The organism is Cytobacillus sp. FSL H8-0458 (genome assembly GCF_038002165.1).
Taxonomy (GTDB): Bacteria; Bacillota; Bacilli; order Bacillales; family Cytobacillaceae; genus Cytobacillus.
Window position 1 is genome coordinate 1,241,575 of record NZ_JBBOBR010000001.1, and the last position, 18,849, is coordinate 1,260,423.

At 40.0% G+C, this 18,849-nt stretch carries 4 protein-coding genes; all 4 read left to right on the top strand.

Annotated features, from left to right (window positions below):
* The first annotated feature begins 127 nt into the window (after positions 1-127).
* The 4 genes from NYE23_RS06285 (at position 128) to NYE23_RS06300 (ending at position 18,782) form a co-directional block, all read left to right on the top strand.
* Positions 128-1,402, top strand: a complete 1,275-nt coding sequence (locus tag NYE23_RS06285; RefSeq protein ID WP_341076306.1) for an MFS transporter — start codon at positions 128-130, stop codon at positions 1,400-1,402.
* 54 nt (positions 1,403-1,456) lie between these two features.
* The gene (locus tag NYE23_RS06290) at positions 1,457-2,173 is read left to right on the top strand and encodes a 4'-phosphopantetheinyl transferase family protein (RefSeq protein ID WP_341076307.1); all 717 of its coding nucleotides are present in this window, start codon (positions 1,457-1,459) and stop codon (positions 2,171-2,173) included.
* Positions 2,173-2,883, top strand: coding sequence for a thioesterase II family protein (locus NYE23_RS06295; protein WP_341076308.1), 711 nt, complete (start codon positions 2,173-2,175; stop codon positions 2,881-2,883). The genes NYE23_RS06290 and NYE23_RS06295 overlap by 1 nt, the downstream gene beginning before the upstream one ends.
* A gap of 161 nt (positions 2,884-3,044) precedes the next feature.
* Positions 3,045-18,782, top strand: coding sequence for an amino acid adenylation domain-containing protein (locus NYE23_RS06300; RefSeq protein WP_341076309.1), 15,738 nt, complete (start codon positions 3,045-3,047; stop codon positions 18,780-18,782).
* Positions 18,783-18,849 lie beyond the last annotated feature (67 nt).

The window sequence follows — 18,849 nt, forward strand, 5'->3', positions numbered from 1 at the left end:
ATATCTGTATAGTAATTAAATTACATTTCTGTAATAATATGGGATGCAAAGGTTATTCTAATTAATCTCAGATAATTGGTGGATTGCTGTTTGAGTTTTTTAGGATTTTATGAAATGGGGAATTCTGATGAGAACCATGATAGCTCTATTTGGAAATAGAAATTTTTTAAAATTATTCCTGGCATCCTTTACATCCCAAATGGGAGGAACAATTGGCATAACTGCCCTTATGTTTTATTTACTTAATCGATATTCTGAAAAACCAGCATATGCCACTGTGACTGAACTGATGCTATCTTTACCCACTTTAGCTGTTTTCTTTCTTGTAGGTGTATTTGCAGATCGCCTGGACAGACAGCGAGTCGCCAAGAATTGTGACTGGATCTGTGCTGTATTATCCATCCTTATGCTCCTTGCCTTAGTAATTGATGTGATGCCAATAGTCTTTACGCTTCTTTTTCTTAGAGGGGCTGTAAAAAGCTTTTTTTATCCAGCTCAATCATCAATTGTACAAGGCATACTGGACGAAAAAGAGTATCCTGCCGCAGCTGGATTGAATCAAATGGTTGCCAGTTTGTTTGTACTCTTCGGAAGTGGAATCGGGATAATTAGTTATTGGTCAATTGGTATAGAAGGAGCAATATTAATAGATGCATTAAGCTTCATTGCAAGCGGGCTACTTATACATTTATGCAGAATTTCGGAAGACATCAGATTACCGAATGGAAAACACTCTTTTAAGGATTTAAAAATTAGGCTTGTTTTGGATGATTTCAAGGAGGGCTTACTTTATATAAAAAGGCACAAACTACTTCTTACTCTGGTTTCCGGGTTTGTTGTATTCGGTATTTTAAATGGAGGATTGTCCGTTATGCAGGTTTTCATCTTAAAATACAAGCTTAGCCCGACAAATTATGAGGAGATATCTATAATATTGGGATTTGTATTTGGGTCGGGAGTTTTGGCTGGAAGCTTACTTGCGTCAAGTCTTTCACATAAATTAAAGCTCCAGACCATCTTAATTTCAGCTCTACTGGCTGCAGGGGGAGCCACTATTTTGAGTTCCATAGTAAATAATGTATGGCTTTATATGTTGTGCACTGCAGGAGTGGCGCTTGCAATACCTATGATAAATGTCGCAATAGGAGGGTGGATGCCTAAAATTGTTGATCCAAAAATGATGGGAAGAGTACAAGGGTGTGTTAATCCTTTAATGATGTTTTCACAAACCTTAACTCTTCTTTTTATTGCTGCACTTTACCCGGTTATTTTAACTGTTGAATCACTATATTGGCTGGTAGGAGGTTGTTTGATAGTTGTAGGTTTCTTTTACATGATCGCTTTACCCAAATTTAATATAAGCACAGTAAATAAAACTGCCAGCTCAGTATTAGAAAGGTAATAATTTAGTGTTAATGATTAATATTAATTAAGTTTGTTTTCTTGAGAGGGAGCTATGGAGATATACGCTGTTAGGATTAGGGATATGTGCCTGAAGGAAGTGAACAATATCTGCTCATCATTTTCTTCAGAAAAAAAATACACATTAGAGAAATATACCAATAAGTTGGATAGAATTCGAAGTCTTCTTGGAGAATTACTGATTAGGACGGTTGCGATTAATAGATTACGTATAGACAATAACAGTTTGACTTTTGATAAAAACCAGTTTGGTAAACCTTTTTTGAAAGGTTATCCAAAGTTCCATTTCAATATATCCCACTCTGGAGATTATGTAGTTTGCGCTATCAGTAATTCACTAATTGGAATAGACATTGAAAAAATTAATCAAATTGATTATGAAGCCATTGCAAAAGACTTTTTCTCTTCACCAGAGTATCTGTATATAACTCAAAACGATAAGCATAATAATTTGAAAAAGTTCTATAATATTTGGACATTAAAAGAAAGCTTTATAAAGTGCTGCGGTATTGGATTATCTATGCCTTTAGATACATTCACAATCATCAAAAATCATAACCATATTAGGGTGGCTTCTGCCAAAGGAGAGTTCAAAACCAGATATTACTTTAAATTATTTGATATAGACCGTGAGTATAAGTTGGCGGTTTGCTCATTAGATAGAACTTTTCCAGAAAAAGTTACGTTAATTAATCAGGAAAGCCTGATCACTAATTATTATAATCTTGTCTCAAATGGAGGGTTAGCTTAATGATTTTATTTTGTCTACCTTATGCAGGAGGATCGGAAGCTATTTACCATAAGTGGGAGCATCATCTAAACGAATCTATTAATCTATGTCCAATAACCTTAAAGGGGAGAGGAAGGAGATTCAACGAGCCATTTTATAGCAGCCTGGAAGAAGCCATTGAAGATATATTCGAACATATTAAAGCTAAATTGGAAGTAAGTGAATATGCGATTTTTGGACACAGTATGGGCAGCTTATTGGCGTATGAACTTTATTACAAAATTAATGAATTAGGGTTTAAACTGCCAAATCATATTTTCTTTTCGGGTTACAGGACGCCTGGCACCAAGAAAAATGAAAGTATACACAGCTTACCTAATAATGAATTTAAAAGGAAAATAGTTGAATTAGGAGGTACACCAGAAGAACTGGTAAATAATGATGATTTGTTTGATCTATTTATTCCGTTATTAAGAAGTGATTTTAAAATGGTTGAAACTTATAAATACAAGGAACGAAAGAATAAAATATCATGCGATATATCTGTTCTAAATGGATTAAGCGATACCATTCCCCTGGAAAATCTCAGGTATTGGAAAAGTTATACTGATAAATCATGCCAATTTTATAATTTTGATGGTAATCACTTTTTTATTAATAGCAATACAGTTGAAATCACTTCTTTAATAAAACATACATTGGAAGCAGGAAAAAAAATTAAAATATTTTGACATATGTATTTCATGAAAAGTTAGCATGTTTTTCACGCTGATCTACATAACCTGGAAATTTTCAACGATAACATAGATGTTTCAAGTTTCTTCCTGTGTGAGATTTGTGTCATGGAAGTGATCATTTGCCAGATGAATATTTTATGAACAGGAGAATGAATATGTCAATTGGAAACCCAAGCGGCTTCAAAAGTGATATCGAACAATTCTTAATACAAGGTTATAACAATACCGAAACGGATTATCCCAAAACGGCGACTATAAGTCAATTATTTGAAGAGCAAGCGAGAATGCACCCTGATCATATAGCTGTTGTTCATGGGAATCGGCAAATCTCATACAAGGAGCTTAATGAACAATCAAACCAAGTTGCAAATTTATTAAGAGGTAAAGGGATTAATAGTTCAGATATTGTTGGTTTGATGATTGACCGAACATTTGAAATGATCATCGGACTAATGGGGATTCTGAAGTCTGGAGCAGCATACCTGCCTATAGACCCTGAGTCGCCGCAAAAAAGAATTAATCATATGCTGAACGATACAAATGCAAAACTCTTATTGACACAAGGAAAGTATCTTAATTTAATTCAACAAGATATAGAAATGATCAATTTAAATGAAGATTATTCTGAAGAGGATAAAGAAAATCTTACAAGAAATAACCGCTCCGATGACCCAGCATATATCATTTATACTTCTGGCTCAACAGGAATTCCTAAGGGTGTGGTTATCTCTCATTACAATGCCATACGAGTGGTGAGAAACACCAATTATATTAAAATTACCGAAAATGATACCATTCTTCAACTTTCGAATTTTTCTTTTGATGGTTCAATTTTTGATATATTCGGAGCCTTGCTAAATGGAGCAAAACTGGTACTTGTAGACAAAGATACTGTTGTGAACATACAAAAACTTGGAACTGCAATAAAACAGGAAAAAATCAGTGTTATGTTTATTACAACGGCACTCTTTAACGTACTAGTCGATTTAGATATTGGTTGTCTTAAGAATGTTCGAAAAATATTATTTGGCGGAGAAAGAGTGTCGGTTTCCCATGTGAGAAAAGCTCTAGACTATTTGGGGAAAGATAAAATTATCCACGTTTACGGCCCAACAGAAAGCACGGTTTTTACCACTTATTATTTTGTAAATGAAATTGATAATGAAGATAAAACTATTCCAATTGGCAAGCCATTATCAAATACGGAAGTTTATATAATAGATAAAGAAGGAAATCCGCTTCCTATTGGTGAAGTGGGGGAGTTATGCATTTCAGGAGATGGTTTAAGTGCAGGTTATTTGAATAATGAGGAACTTACTTTAAAAAAATTTGTGGCAAATCCCTTTAAAAAAGGTAAAAGGTTATATCTAACGGGCGATTTAGCCAAATGGTTACCTGATGGAAATATTGAGTTTGTAAGCAGAATAGACCATCAAGTGAAAATTCGCGGGTTTCGAATTGAACTTGGGGAAATACAAAATCAGCTAAATAAACATGGAAGTGTCAAAGATTCAGTGATAATAGCTAAAGAAGAAGAGGGACGTCCTAGTTATTTGGCTGCTTATATAACTTCAGAATGTGAGGTTGCAATTGAGGACTTAAGAATCTTCTTGAAGGATAAAGTTCCTGAATATATGATTCCTTCTTATTTTATTATACTTGATGACTTCCCGCTAACTGCGAATGGGAAAATCGATAAAAAGGCGTTGCCTGAACCTAACAATAGTATAGGAGATGTAGATTACGAAGCACCTCAAACAGAAACGGAGAAATTATTAGTTCGACTTTGGCAGGACATTTTAAAAATTGAAAAAATCGGTATAAATGATAGTTTTGCTTTCCTTGGAGGGCATTCATTAAATGCAATGGAACTCCTATCCACTATGAACGAAAAAATGAATGTAAACCTTCCGTTAAAGGAACTTTTTAGACTTTCCACGATAAAAGAGATTAGTAAGTATATAAATGAGAATAAAGGTGTCCAAATAGAACAAAATTACTTTAGCGAAAAAACTGATTTAGCAAATATATACAAACCATTTCCTCTTACAGGAATTCAGCTGGCATATTTGGTAGGCCGAGATGATACTTTTGAAATTGGGGGCTCGGCAACAAACCTAACGGTTGAATTTGAAATGGATATTAATATAGATAGATTCAATCTTGCTTTACAAAAGCTGATAAACAGACATTCCATTCTCAGGACTATAATTCTAGAGAATGGAACTCAGAGAATACTTCAAGAAGAAGTTTTATATTCAGTTGAATTTGTTGACCTATCAGAAGCTAATGAGGAACAAGCAGAAGAAAGAATATTGTCTGTGAGAAACCGAATGGTTACTAAAATTATTGATCCAAGTCAATGGCCGTTATTTGAGATAAAAGCTTTTATTTTACCTAATAAGAATAAGTATTTTTGCTTAAATATTGACCCTCTAATTTGTGATGATAGCAGCTTGAAAATTTTAATCAGGGAATTTAAGCAATTCTACGATGAGCCTGATCTTACCTTGCCAGAGTTATCTTACAATTTCAGAGATTATGTTTTAGCATCCAATAAATTTAAGAGCTCTACTTTATATAAAAAGGATGAAATGTATTGGATGAGCAAGTTGGATGAATTCCCAAGCGCACCTGCATTGCCATTAAAATGTAAACCTTCACAAATTGTAAGCCCTGCGTTTAATAAGTTTTCCAAATTTCTCGAGGGTGAAAAATGGAATAGATTAAAAAAACAAGCAAGGGATAGAAATCTTACACCTACTTCAGTATTGTGTGCAGCATATGCATATGTTCTAGCATATTGGAGTAATCAAAATCATTTTGCAGTGAATTTAACAGTTTTTAATAGACTGCCTTTCCACGAAGATGTTAAAAAGATGGTCGGTGATTTCACTACATTGATGTTGTTAGATATTAATTCCAGCAGTTCGGTGGATTCTTTTTGGGAATTTGCAGCAAGCGTACAAGATACTCTCTTGGAAGCTCTCGAACACAGACATTTTGACGGTGTAGACTTTATCAGGGCTATTGGAAAGAAAAATAAAATGAATAAACAAGCTATTATGCCTGTCGTTTTTACTAGTGTTTTAAGTGAAAACTCCGATGATTCTTTTGATCAGCTAGTGGATTTTGAAAGTATTAAATTTTTTAGCACACGAACCTCACAGGTCTACATCGATAATCAGGTTTATGAATTAAACGGGGGTTTGTATATTACCTGGGATTATGTTGATCAGTTATTTGATTCGAAAATAATTGAATCAATGTTCGAACAATATATCGGAATATTGAATCAAGTCATTTTTGAGGACCAGGTAAACGAGATCGAAGTAGACCAAAATAGCCTAAAAGTTATTGAAGACTACAATGATACTAACAAAAATTTCGACATCTATACGTTACATGAAATGTTTATTAATCGAGCAAAATTATTCCCAGAAAAAGTAGCTGTGATTCATCATAATGAATCTATAACCTATAAAGAACTAGATGAAAAATCTAATCAAGTCGCAAGATACCTGGTCCAAAAAGGGGTCAAAAAAGGAGAATATATCGGTGTTTTGGGAGAGAGATGTATAAACACTGTGGTAAATCTCCTAGGAGTACTGAAATCTGGTGCGGCATATATACCACTGGATCCTGAATATCCTCAAGAGAGAAAAGAATATATCAAACAAAAAAGCAAATGTAATTTCTTTATAACACCTAGTATCTATAACGAAGAACAAATTGATCAGTACTCCGTTGAGAAAATTGATATTGATATCGCTAAAACAGATATGGCTTATGTTATTTTTACATCTGGCAGTACAGGCAAGCCTAAAGGTGTTCAAATAACTCATGGTGCTGCTGCAAATACCATAATAGACATAAACGAAAAATTTAAAGTTACAGAAGAAGACCGAATAATGGGAATATCCTCTTTGTGTTTCGATCTTTCTGTTTATGATGTCTTTGGTTCACTATGTGCAGGTGCATCTCTTGTAATCATAGATGATCAAAGAGATGTTAACCAGCTAAAGTTTGTCTTAGAAAAAGAGCGAATAACAGTATGGAATTCAGTACCTGCCATTATGGAGTTAACGGTGGATCTTTATAGTTCTATTGAAAGAAATCAAGATTTGAGATTAGTGATGCTTAGCGGAGACTGGATTTCCTTAGATCTCCCAGGAAAAATTAAAAAAACGTTTGAAAATGCAAAAGTAATTAGTTTAGGCGGGGCCACTGAAGGTTCTATATGGTCAATTTATTATCCGATTGAAGAAGTAAAGGAAAGCTGGAACAGCATACCTTATGGGAACCCATTGGCAAACCAGAAAATATATGTTCTGAACCAGAAACGGCAATTATGCCCAATGGGGGTAGAGGGCGAATTATATATCGGCGGTTCAGGAGTAGCAAGTGGATATATTAATGATGAAGATAAAACCAAATCATCATTTATTATGCATGATGAGTTTGGTTACATCTATAAAACTGGAGATCATGGGATTTTAAAAGAGGATGGTTATATAGAGTTCCTGGGAAGAAAAGACAGTCAAGTAAAAATCAGAGGTTATAGAGTTGAATTAGGTGAAATTGAAAACTGTCTGATTACTCATAAGGATGTCATAAAGACGGTTGTGATGGATTTTAAAACTGAACATGGTATTAAAAACCTTTATGCATTTGTCATTTCCGATAATAATATTAATTCAAACGAGCTAAGATTATTTCTGCAAAACATGCTGCCAGATTATATGATTCCAGCAAATTTCTTTCAAATCGACAAAATACCATTAACAGTAAATGGTAAAGTTGATAAGGAAATATTAGAAGAATTTCTAGCGAATCAAGCTATAAATGAAGTTGCTACTACTGTAAGCATTCAGGCAGAAAATGAAACTCAAGAAAAACTGCTGGACATTTGGAAAGATGTATTTGGGATGAAGCTTATAGGTGCAGATACCAATTTTTATGACTTAGGAGGCGATTCATTAAAGGCTATTGCCATAATAACAGAATTGAAAAAAAGAATGAATATTGAATTACCTATTGGTGAAATCTTTAAAAATGATTCGGTAATAGCCTTAGACCACTATTTGGCAGCCAATTCATATTTAACTCGTCGAAATACAATCGAAAGGGCACCATTAAAAGAGTTTTACGGGACATCACCTGCTCAAAAAAGAATGTATATGCTCTCTATGCTGGAAAATGGCAGAGGGGCATATCATATTCCCATGGCATTACTATTGGAAGGTGAAATAGATTTATTTAGACTTGAAAATGCCTTCATAAAATTTATTGATAGGCATGAGGCCCTGAGAACGGGGTTTGAATTAAGAAATAATGAGTTGATTCAAAAAATACATGACCGTGTACATTTTAAATTGGAATTTGAAAATGCAACTTTATCAGAAAACCTATCTATAAAGGATTTAACTAGTCAATATTGTAAGGATTCAATTGTTCCTTTCGATTTGAGAAAACCTCCCCTAATGAGAGCTAAATTAATTATGATTGAAAAAAATAAACATATATTAGTTGTGAATTTTCATCATATTATTTCAGACGGAGCTTCTCAGGGGATTCTTATGAATGAGATTCTGGAATTGTATCAAAATAAATGCTTATCTTGGCCAAAAATTCAATATAAGGACTTTGTTGAGTGGGAAGTTGTATATAACGAATCTGAAGAATTAAATAATCAGAAAGAGTATTGGCTGGATATATACAAGAATATCCCCCCTAAATTGGAGTTGCCATATGATTATACCAGATCAATGGTAGACACTACTGAAGGTGCCTCCATGTTTATTCAGCTTGATGACAATCTGGCAAGAAAAATTAGGCGCATTACTAAAGAAACCGGAACTACTTTATACATGTTTATGTTAAGTGCTTATTATATTCTGCTAAACAAATATACCGGAGAATCGGATATTGTGGTCGGAACAGTCTCTTCCGGAAGAATGCATGAAGATTTACAGGAAGTTTTCGGTGTTTTTGTTAATACTATCGCTTTAAGAAATAGTGTTGACAGTTTCAAAAGTTTTAAAGATTTCTTAGAGCAGGTCAAAGAGAATACGATAGCTGCATTTGAAAACTCAGAGTATCAGTTTGACGAATTGGTACGCAGCATCAATTACAAGAGAGATTCTAATAGAAATCCTCTCTTCGATACCATGTTCGTATTAGAGGATGCTAAATTGTTTACTAATGAATCCGAAAACTTAAAACTTAGTCCTATTATGTTTGAACTGGATAATGCAAAATTTGATTTAACTTTTAATGTATTAGACTTTAAAGAAGACATTATTCTAAATGTTGAATACAGAACGGGATTATTTAAGGCTGATACAATAGATAGAATTTCAGAGTCTTATATCAATATTTTAAGAAGCATTACACAAAATATTGAAATTGAGCTAAATAATATAGATGTTTTTTCGGAAGGCGATAAAAAAACATTGCTTGAAGATATTGACTTTCATAAGGTAGAGTTTCCAATAAATGAGCCTATTCATCACCTGTTTGAAGAGCAAGTGCAGCGGACTCCAAACGAAATTGCAATGGTTTTTGAAGGTAAAACACTCACCTATCAAGAGCTTAATGAAAAGTCAAATCAAATGGCAGTTTTATTAAAAGAAAAAGGGATTAAGCCAAATACGATAGTTAGCTTAATGCTCGAACGTTCATTAGATTTAATAGTCGGAATGTTAGGTATCTTGAAAGCAGGTGGAGCTTATTTACCTATTGATCCTGCATATCCAGAAGAGCGCATCAAATATATTCTTAAAGACAGTCAAACAAAACTACTTTTAACTAATTCTAATCTGATAGATGAAATTGAGTTAGAAGATATGCTGGATATCGAAGTAATAGATACTCAAGCAAGCACATCATTGGACAAGCAAACTGAAAACTTACTTATTGAGAACACAGGCAAGGATTTAGTATATGTCATTTATACATCAGGCTCCACTGGAAATCCTAAGGGAGTAATGGTAGAACATCAATCACTTGTGAACTTATGCTATTGGCACAATTCATATAATGCAGTAAATGAAAATGATAACAGTGCAGTTTATGCGAGTATGAGTTTTGATGCTTTTGTCTGGGAGATTTTCCCGTATATTATAACGGGCTCTACTGTCCATTTACTGAGTGATGACTTAAAGCTAGATATCGGCAAGCTAAATCAATATTTTAATGATCATCATATATCAATTAGCTTCTTACCTACACAAGTGTGTGAACAGTTTATGAAGCTTAAGAACAATTCTTTAAGAAGGCTGCTTACGGGTGGAGATAAGCTCAAACAGTTTAATCATCAAACCTATCAAATTATCAATAATTACGGACCCACTGAAAATACCGTTGTTACAACAAGCTGTATAGTAAATGAACATTATAAGAATATTCCTATCGGAAAACCAATTACAAATAACAGAATTTATATTATAGATACAAATAACAGTATTGTTCCATTTGGCGTGCCGGGGGAACTTTGTGTGAGCGGAGCCGGTCTTGCAAGGGGATATTTAAACAGACCGGAGCTTACGGCGGAAAAGTTTGTTCCGAACCCTTTTCTGCCAGGGGAACGAATGTACCGGACAGGCGATCTGGCACGCATGCTTCCAGACGGAAATATCGAATTTCTGGGCCGGATTGACCATCAGGTCAAAATCCGCGGCTACCGCATAGAACTCGGGGAGATTGAGAATCGACTGCTGAAGCTTCCGAAGGTGAAAGAAGCCGTCGTCATCTCCCGGGAGGACAAAGATCGTCAGTCGTACCTTTGTGCCTACGTCGTCATGGAAAGCCAGGTGGAGGAGTCGGTCAAGGAAATTCGCTCCCAGCTGGCCAATGATCTTCCTGATTTCATGATCCCGGCGTTTTTTGTTCAATTAGAGAAAATGCCTCTTACCGCCAACGGAAAGGTAGACCGTAAGGGTCTTCCGGAGCCTGATGTGAACGGTGGGAGAGATCAAGGCTATGAGGCGCCGAGGAATGCCATTGAAGAGACGCTTGCCTCCATCTGGAAGGATATTCTGGGGATTGGAAAAGTGGGGATTCACGATCATTTCTTTGAAATGGGGGGCCACTCGCTGAAGGCGACAGCCTTGGTTTCGAGAATCCATAAAGAACTAAAGGCTGAAGTGCCTTTGCGCCAGCTTTTCCAGACACCTACTATTGAAGGCATTTCGGAGTTCATCTCCGGCGGCCGTAAGAGCGTGTTTGCGTCCATAGAAAAGGTGGAGGAGCGGGAGCACTATGCCCTGTCGCCTGCTCAAAGAAGGCTATTTATTCTCAACCAGATCGAGGGCGGCGTTTCCTACAATATGCCTTTGGCCATGGAAATACAGGGAGACCTTAATGTAAACCAGCTGGAAAGGGCTGTCATGGCACTCATCGAAAGGCACGAAGCTCTCAGAACTTCGTTCTCGATGGAGGATGGAGTCCCAGTCCAAAAAATCGCACCAACGGTGGAGTTTAAAGTCGGCTACCGCAAGTCAGACGCCCATCGGGCTGAGACCTTCCTGAAGGAGGAATTTGTGCGTCCGTTTGACCTTTCAACAGCGCCTCTCCTGCGCATGGAGGTTCTAAACATCGAAGAAAACAAGCACCTTATGGTGCTGGATATGCACCATATTATTTCAGACGGTGTATCCATGGGCATTTTCACACGCGAGCTGGCCGAGCTGTATGAAGGAAAAGAGCTGCCTGCCCTAAAAATCCAGTATAAGGATTACTCCGCATGGCAAAAGCAGGCCGCTGCCAGGGCTGAAATGAAAAAGCAGGAAGAGTACTGGTTAAATGTATTCAAAGAGGAAGTGCCTGTTTTGAATATGCCGACCGATTTCGGAAGACCGGCCGCTCAATCGACCGAAGGGGATCTGGTGCATTTTGAATTCGGCCGGGATCTGTCTCTCAAGCTGAAAAAGATGGCCAAAGAACAGGGCGTCACTCTCTATATGCTTCTTTTGGCAGGCTATACCACACTGCTTTCCAAATATACGGGGCAGGAAGACATTATTGTCGGTTCTCCTATTGCAGGAAGGCCGCACGAAGATTTAAAAAATGTGATGGGCATATTCCTGAATACGCTCGCGATGAGAAACTATCCCGAAGGGAAGAAGTCCTTCAGCACCTATCTGAGGGAGGTAAGGGAAAATGCCCTCAGTGCTTTTGAAAACCAGGATTATCCATTCGATGAACTTGTTGAAAAGCTTGATCTCAATCGTGATATGAGCCGGAGCGCTTTGTTTGATGTGATGCTTGTGCTTCAGAATTTCGATCAAGAGGTCTTTGAACTGGAGGGGTTGGCCTTCACTCCGCATCCAGTGGATGCCCATGTTTCAAAGTTTGATTTAACTTTGACGGCAAGTGAAGAGGAAGATCGCATTCCATGTGTCCTGAATTATGGCACCAAACTGTTTAAAAAAGAGACCATCGAACGTATGGCGTCGCATCTGATTCACCTCTTCGAGAGCATCGTACAACAGCCGGATCAGCTCATCAGCGAACTGACGCTGCTTCCTGAAGATGAAGCACAGGCTGCGTTAGACAGGTGGAACGATACAAGTACTGAGTTTCCAGTGGATAAAACGCTGGCGCAGCTGTTTGAGGAACAGACCATGAAAACCCCGAACCGGGTCGCTGTAGCCGCTGTTGGCCAAAAGCTGACGTATCTTCAGCTGAATGAACGGGCGAATCAGTGGGCAAGAGTACTGCAGGAAAAAGGGGCAAAGCCTGGGAAGACAATTGGATTGATAGCCGAAGAATCCCTGGAGATGATCATAGGAATCCTGGCTGTTTTAAAAGCAGGTGCTGCCTATCTTCCAATTGATCCGGACCAAGCAGTCAAGCGGACAAATGCCATTCTCCAGGACAGCGGTGCCAGTCTTCTGCTTGTAAAAGGCCAGTTAACATCAGGTCTAAGCTTCTGCGGGGACATCATTGATCTGGAGGCACCACTTTTTGAGGGAAGGGAAACAGCCAACCTCCCGGTTGGCCAGCCAGATCACAATGCCTACTTGATCTATACGTCAGGTTCGACTGGCACACCAAAAGGTGTGTTTATCCAGCACCGGAGCGTCGTCAATTACATGTCCTGGTTCAAACAGGAAGCGGATCTGCGGGAAGAGGATAAAGCTATGCTCGTTTCCTCTTATGCCTTTGATTTAGGCTATACAACCCTCTATTCGGCTCTTTTGAATGGCTGTGAGCTGCATCTGGTCAAAAAAGAGGTGTATGCCAATCCATTCAAAGCCCTTAGGTATTTAAATGAAAACGGCATTTCTTATCTGAAGCTGACTCCGTCCCTGTTTAACGTCTTGGTCAATGACCCTGTGTTTTTAAAGGGCGCCAGCTGTGAGACCCTTCGTCTAGTGGTGCTGGGAGGAGAAAAAATAAGCCCGCAGGATGTCAAAACGTTCCATCTCCACTGCCCGAAAGCGGTGGTCATGAATCACTATGGACCGACAGAGGCCACCATCGGTGCCGTCTATCATGTCATCGACTTTGAGAAAATCAGTGATTTTGAAGAGTGTCCGGTCATCGGAAGGCCAATTTCAAATATGAAAGCTTACGTCATGGATTCACAGATGAAGCCGGTCCCGGAAGGGGTATATGGCGAGCTGTGCCTTTCAGGCGCAGGCGTCGCAAACGCCTATTTGAACCGTCCGGATCTGACTGATGACGTATTTGTTCGAAATCCGCTGGATCCGAACGAAGCGATGTATCGGACAGGCGACCTGGTCAGGAGGCTTCCGGATGGGAATCTGGAACTGGCTGGCAGGATGGACAATCAGGTTAAAATTAGAGGCTACCGTATCGAACCGGACGAAATTAAGAACCAGCTCCTCAAGCACACTGAAATTCAGGAGGCTGCCGTCATTGTCCGGAAGGACAATGATCAGCGCCCATATATCTGTGCTTACATTCGATCCGGGAAGGAATGGACACTGGGGGAACTCCGGTCGTACCTGATGGAAGAAATTCCTGAATATATGATTCCTTCTCATTTCGTCCAGCTGGAGCGGATTCCTCTTACTCCAAACGGGAAGGTGGACCGCAAGGCTTTACCTGAACCGGATCGCCATACGGGAGTGGAATATGAAGCCCCGAGGAATGAAGTGGAAAAGAAGCTCGCAGCTGTATGGGAAGAGATTCTTGGATTAAGCCCGATTGGAATCACCCATAATTTCTTTGCTTCTGGGGGAGATTCCATCAAAGCCCTTCAGATCATTTCCCGATTATCAAGGGAAGGCATTTCGCTTGAGATGAAAGAGCTGTTTGCCCATCCTGAAATCAAGCGGCTTAGCCGATACGCCAAAACCGTGAACGGCCAAGAGGAGACCTTTGAAATTGAAACTGGACATGCCCAGCTGACACCCATTCAAAAGGCCTTTTTCTCAGGAGGAACCGAGGAAGTTAACCATTATAATCACGCAGTGATGCTATACAGGAAAGAAGGATTCCATGCGGAACGTATAAAGGAAGTTCTGGAAGAAATCATGAAGCATCATGATGCCTTGAGAATGATTTATCCAAATGAGAACGGCGAGATCCGTCCGTATAATCGCGGCGTGGGCCCAGGCCAATTTGGCTTTACTGTTTTCGACGTCTCATCAGAGGAGGTTCCGAATCAAGCGGTTCTAGAACTTGCGACCAAGCTTCAGCTTCAAATGGACATCGAGTCGGGCCCGCTTGTGAACGCAGCTGTATTTAAGGCCAAAGATGGGGACCATCTTCTTCTGGTTATTCATCATCTGGTCGTTGACGGTCTTTCCTGGAGAATTCTGTTTGAAGATCTGGCGCTCGGGTACAGTCAGCTGGAAAACGGAGAGCCTGTGTCGTTTTATCCGAAAACAACATCGTACAAAACTTACGCTTCCAAGCTTCAGGCTTATGCCGAAGGCAAAAAGCTCGCAAGAGAAAAACAGTATTGGGTGGACGTATTGAAGGAACCAGTGCCATTCCTTGAGACAAAAGGAGAGGCGGAAGCCTATTGGTATGAAGATAGTCATACCTTTAGTACCGTTATTAATAAAGAGGCGACTCGAAAGCTGCTTCGTGAAACCAATCATGCCTATCATACTGACATCAATGACCTTCTGGTCACAGCTCTTTTAATGGCCACTAGGCGGGAAACAGCAGAAAACCGGATCCGGCTGAGCCTTGAGGGCCATGGCAGGGAACCCTTCGCTGAAGAAGTCGACATCAGCCGGACAGTGGGATGGTTTTCGGCCAAATATCCTGTCCTGATCGATCTGGGTGAGGAAAAGAGCCTCTCGATGACCATCAAAATGGTAAAGGAAACGCTTAGAAAAATACCAAACAAAGGCATCGGTTATGGTATTTTGAAATATTTGAGCGAAGCGTCTGAGTTTAAGGAGGCTCAGCAGCCGCCCCTGTTATTTAATTATCTGGGACAAATGGATGAAGACCTTCAAAATGCGGCATTCTCTTCCTCCAGTCTTCCGACTGGAGAGTCGGTTGGAAACAGGCATGTGCGGGAAAATGCGATGGAAATAAATGCGGTTGTTTTGGACGGCCAGCTGGTTATAGATACGACGTATAACACCAACGTCTATGCAGAACAAACCGTGAAGGATTTCGCGGAAGCATATAAAGAAGCGCTTTATACGGTGATTGGCCATTGTGCAGCGAAAGGAGAGCCGGAGAGAACTCCGTCTGATTATGGAGACAAAGCGCTGAGCATTTCCGAATTGGAGGACATCCGGAAAAAGTATGAGGGATTTGAGATTGAGAAGATTTACCCTCTGGCAAATATGCAGCAGGGCATGTTGTTCCACTCACTTGAAAACCCTTCTTCAAGAGCTTATTTTGAACAAATTATCATTGAAGCCACTGGAACCATCGACCCGCACCTCATGGAGAACAGCTTTAATGCCATTCTGGAACGGCATGAGCTTCTGCGGAGTGCAATAGAGTATAAAATCACGGTGCAACCAAGAAACGTAATCCTGAAAAACAGGAAAATAGGCTTTGGATACCAGGATATTCGAATGCAAAGCGCGGAGCAGCAGAAAGCAAGCATGGACCGTTTCCTGGAAGAGGACCGGGAAAAAGGTTTTGACTTAAGCCGGGATCCTTTGATCCGCCTTCAGCTTATCCGGACTGGTGACGAAACATATACACTGATTTGGAGCAATCACCACATCCTATTTGACGGATGGGGACGGGGAATCATCCTGGCTGAACTTTTCCATCTCTATGGAAATGAACGGTTCGGAAGAACCGGGAAGCTGGAAGAGCCGGAGGCCTACAGCACCTACATCAAATGGCTGGAGGAACAGTCTAAGGAAGAGGCCTTTCAATACTGGGAGAATTATCTGAAAGGGTATAAGGACAAGGCAGGAATCCCAGCGATTCGAAAGCCCGGGGAATCTGGCGATTCCCGGAACCGCGAAAAGGTCATCGAATTCTCCCGGGAGCTGACGGGAAAACTGGCTGATCTGGCAGCCCGGAATCAAGTGACCTTCCATACGGCACTGCAGAGTGCGTGGGGAGTGCTTTTGGCCAAGTATAACCAGACAGACGACGTCGTGTTCGGTTCCGTCGTCTCAGGAAGGGATGCCAAAGTGCCGGGAATTGAAAACATGGTGGGGCTCTTTATCAATACGGTTCCAACAAGAATTCAAGCGAGTGACCACCAGCGTTTCAGAGAAGTCTTACAGCGTGTGCAGGAAGACGCCATTGAAAGCCAGGCGTACAGCTACGTAAATCTGTCTGATGTGCAGTCGCTCAGTGAGCTGAAACGGGATTTGATTGACCATGTGATGGTGTTTGAAAACTATGCCCTGGATGAACAGGCCCTTGAACAAGGGGAGGATGAGCTGGGCTTTGTGTTCGAGGAGTTAAAGGGCAATGAAGCAACGAACTACGGATTAACGGTGGTCGCTGTTCCTGGGGAGCAGCTGGTCCTGAAATTTGCCTATGATGAAAATCAATATCCGAAGATGATTATCGATAATCTGGCCATGCATCTAACCCATTTAATGGAACAGGCTGCAGAGGATGAGGATCAGAAGATTGGCGATCTTCAGCTGCATTCTATCGAGGAAAAGGATCAGATTTTAAAAGAATTCAACCAAACGCAGGCAGATTATCCGAAGGATAAAACCATCCAGCAGCTGTTTATGGAACAAGCAGAGCGAACGCCAGAGCGGGTGGCAGTGGTATGCGGGGAGGAAGCGCTCACATACCGGGAGCTTAATGAGCGGTCGAACCAAATCGCGCGGATGCTTCTTGAGAAAGGAGTTCAGGCGGAAACGATTGTGGGGATTATGGCAGACCGTTCTCCTGAGATGATAGCGGGCTTGGTTGGAATCTTAAAATCTGGGGCAGCCTATCTGCCGATTGATCCAGAATATCCTGAAGAGCGGATCAAATATCTTGTGGAGGACAGTAACATCAATCTGCTCCTCACACAGGACCATTTGTTAGAAAGAATTTCTTTTTCGGATCTGCTGAACATCGATATGATTTCGCTGGATGATAAACGGATTGCCAAGGCTGCTAAGACGAACCTTATTGTGAAGAATAACCCGTCTGATTTAGCCTACGTTATCTATACATCAGGTTCAACTGGCCAGCCAAAGGGCGTTTTGGTCGAGCACAGATCCCTGGCAAATTTATGTCACTGGTATGTGAATTTCCATGAGATTCAGAAAGGTGACCGGATTACGAACTACCTGAAAATTTCGTTCGATGCATCCATCACGGAAATTTTCCCTTGTCTGATTTCGGGAGCGGAGTTACATGTTTTAAGTGGGGATATCCGGCTGGATATGGGAAAACTCAATAGGTATATGAATGAAAAGGGCATTACCGTCGCCACTCTTCCCTACAAGGTGGCCGAACAGTTTATCCAGCAGGATAACCATTCCTTAAGAATGCTTATTTCCGGCGGTGAACAGCTGAATGTCAAGGCCGATACGGAATATCAGCTGGTCAACGCGTATGGGCCGACAGAAAATACATGCGTTACGACAAGTTATTTCGTGAAGCACAAGGGCCATAATCTTCCTATTGGAAAACCTGTAAACAATACGAACATTTACATCTTGAATCAGGATAATCGTTTATGTCCTGTAGGAGTAGCCGGGGAATTATGTGTCTCAGGTGATGGTGTTGCCAGAGGCTATTTAAACAATCCGGAATTGACTGGGGAAAAATTTGTATCCAACCCTTTTGAGCCTGGAGGGCGGATGTACCGAACGGGAGATCTTGCAAGATGGCTTCCGGATGGAAATATAGAGTTTATCGGACGAGTGGATCACCAAGTCAAGCTGCGTGGATACCGAATAGAATTGGGAGAAATTGAGAGCCATCTATTAAAGCATCCTGGCGTAAAAGAAGCAGTGGTCATCACAAGGGAGGACTCCAATCTTGAAAAGAGCCTGTGTGGCTATCTAGTATGCGAAGAGCAGGTAACTCCAGCGGAAGTGAGAAAGCATTTGGAAAAGCGGGTGCCTGAATATATGATCCCGGCCTATTTTGTCCAGTTGGACAAGCTGCCGCTGACCTCAAACGATAAAGTGGATAGAAAAGCATTGCCCGAACCTGAGAAAAGCGCATTATCTGCGGTTGAATATGTAGCACCGAAGAACTTTGTAGAAGAAACAATTGTTTTGGTTTGGGAGGAACTCTTAGGTGTTAATCCTATCGGCACATTTGAAAATTTCTTTGATATTGGGGGGAACTCATTAAAATTGATGAGTGCTCTTACATCAATTAACAAACAAATGAGCTGTAATTTAACTGTGCATGATGTTTTTGAAAACCCTACTGTTAAAGAATTAGCGAATTTAATTTTGTCAGAAAGCACAAACTCACAGACTGATGCTTTGGATTATGTTGAAGAAGAAGTGTGATATTAATAAAATGATTTGCATCTATATAGAACTTTGTTCTTTGTACTAGCTGACACATTGTGAAATA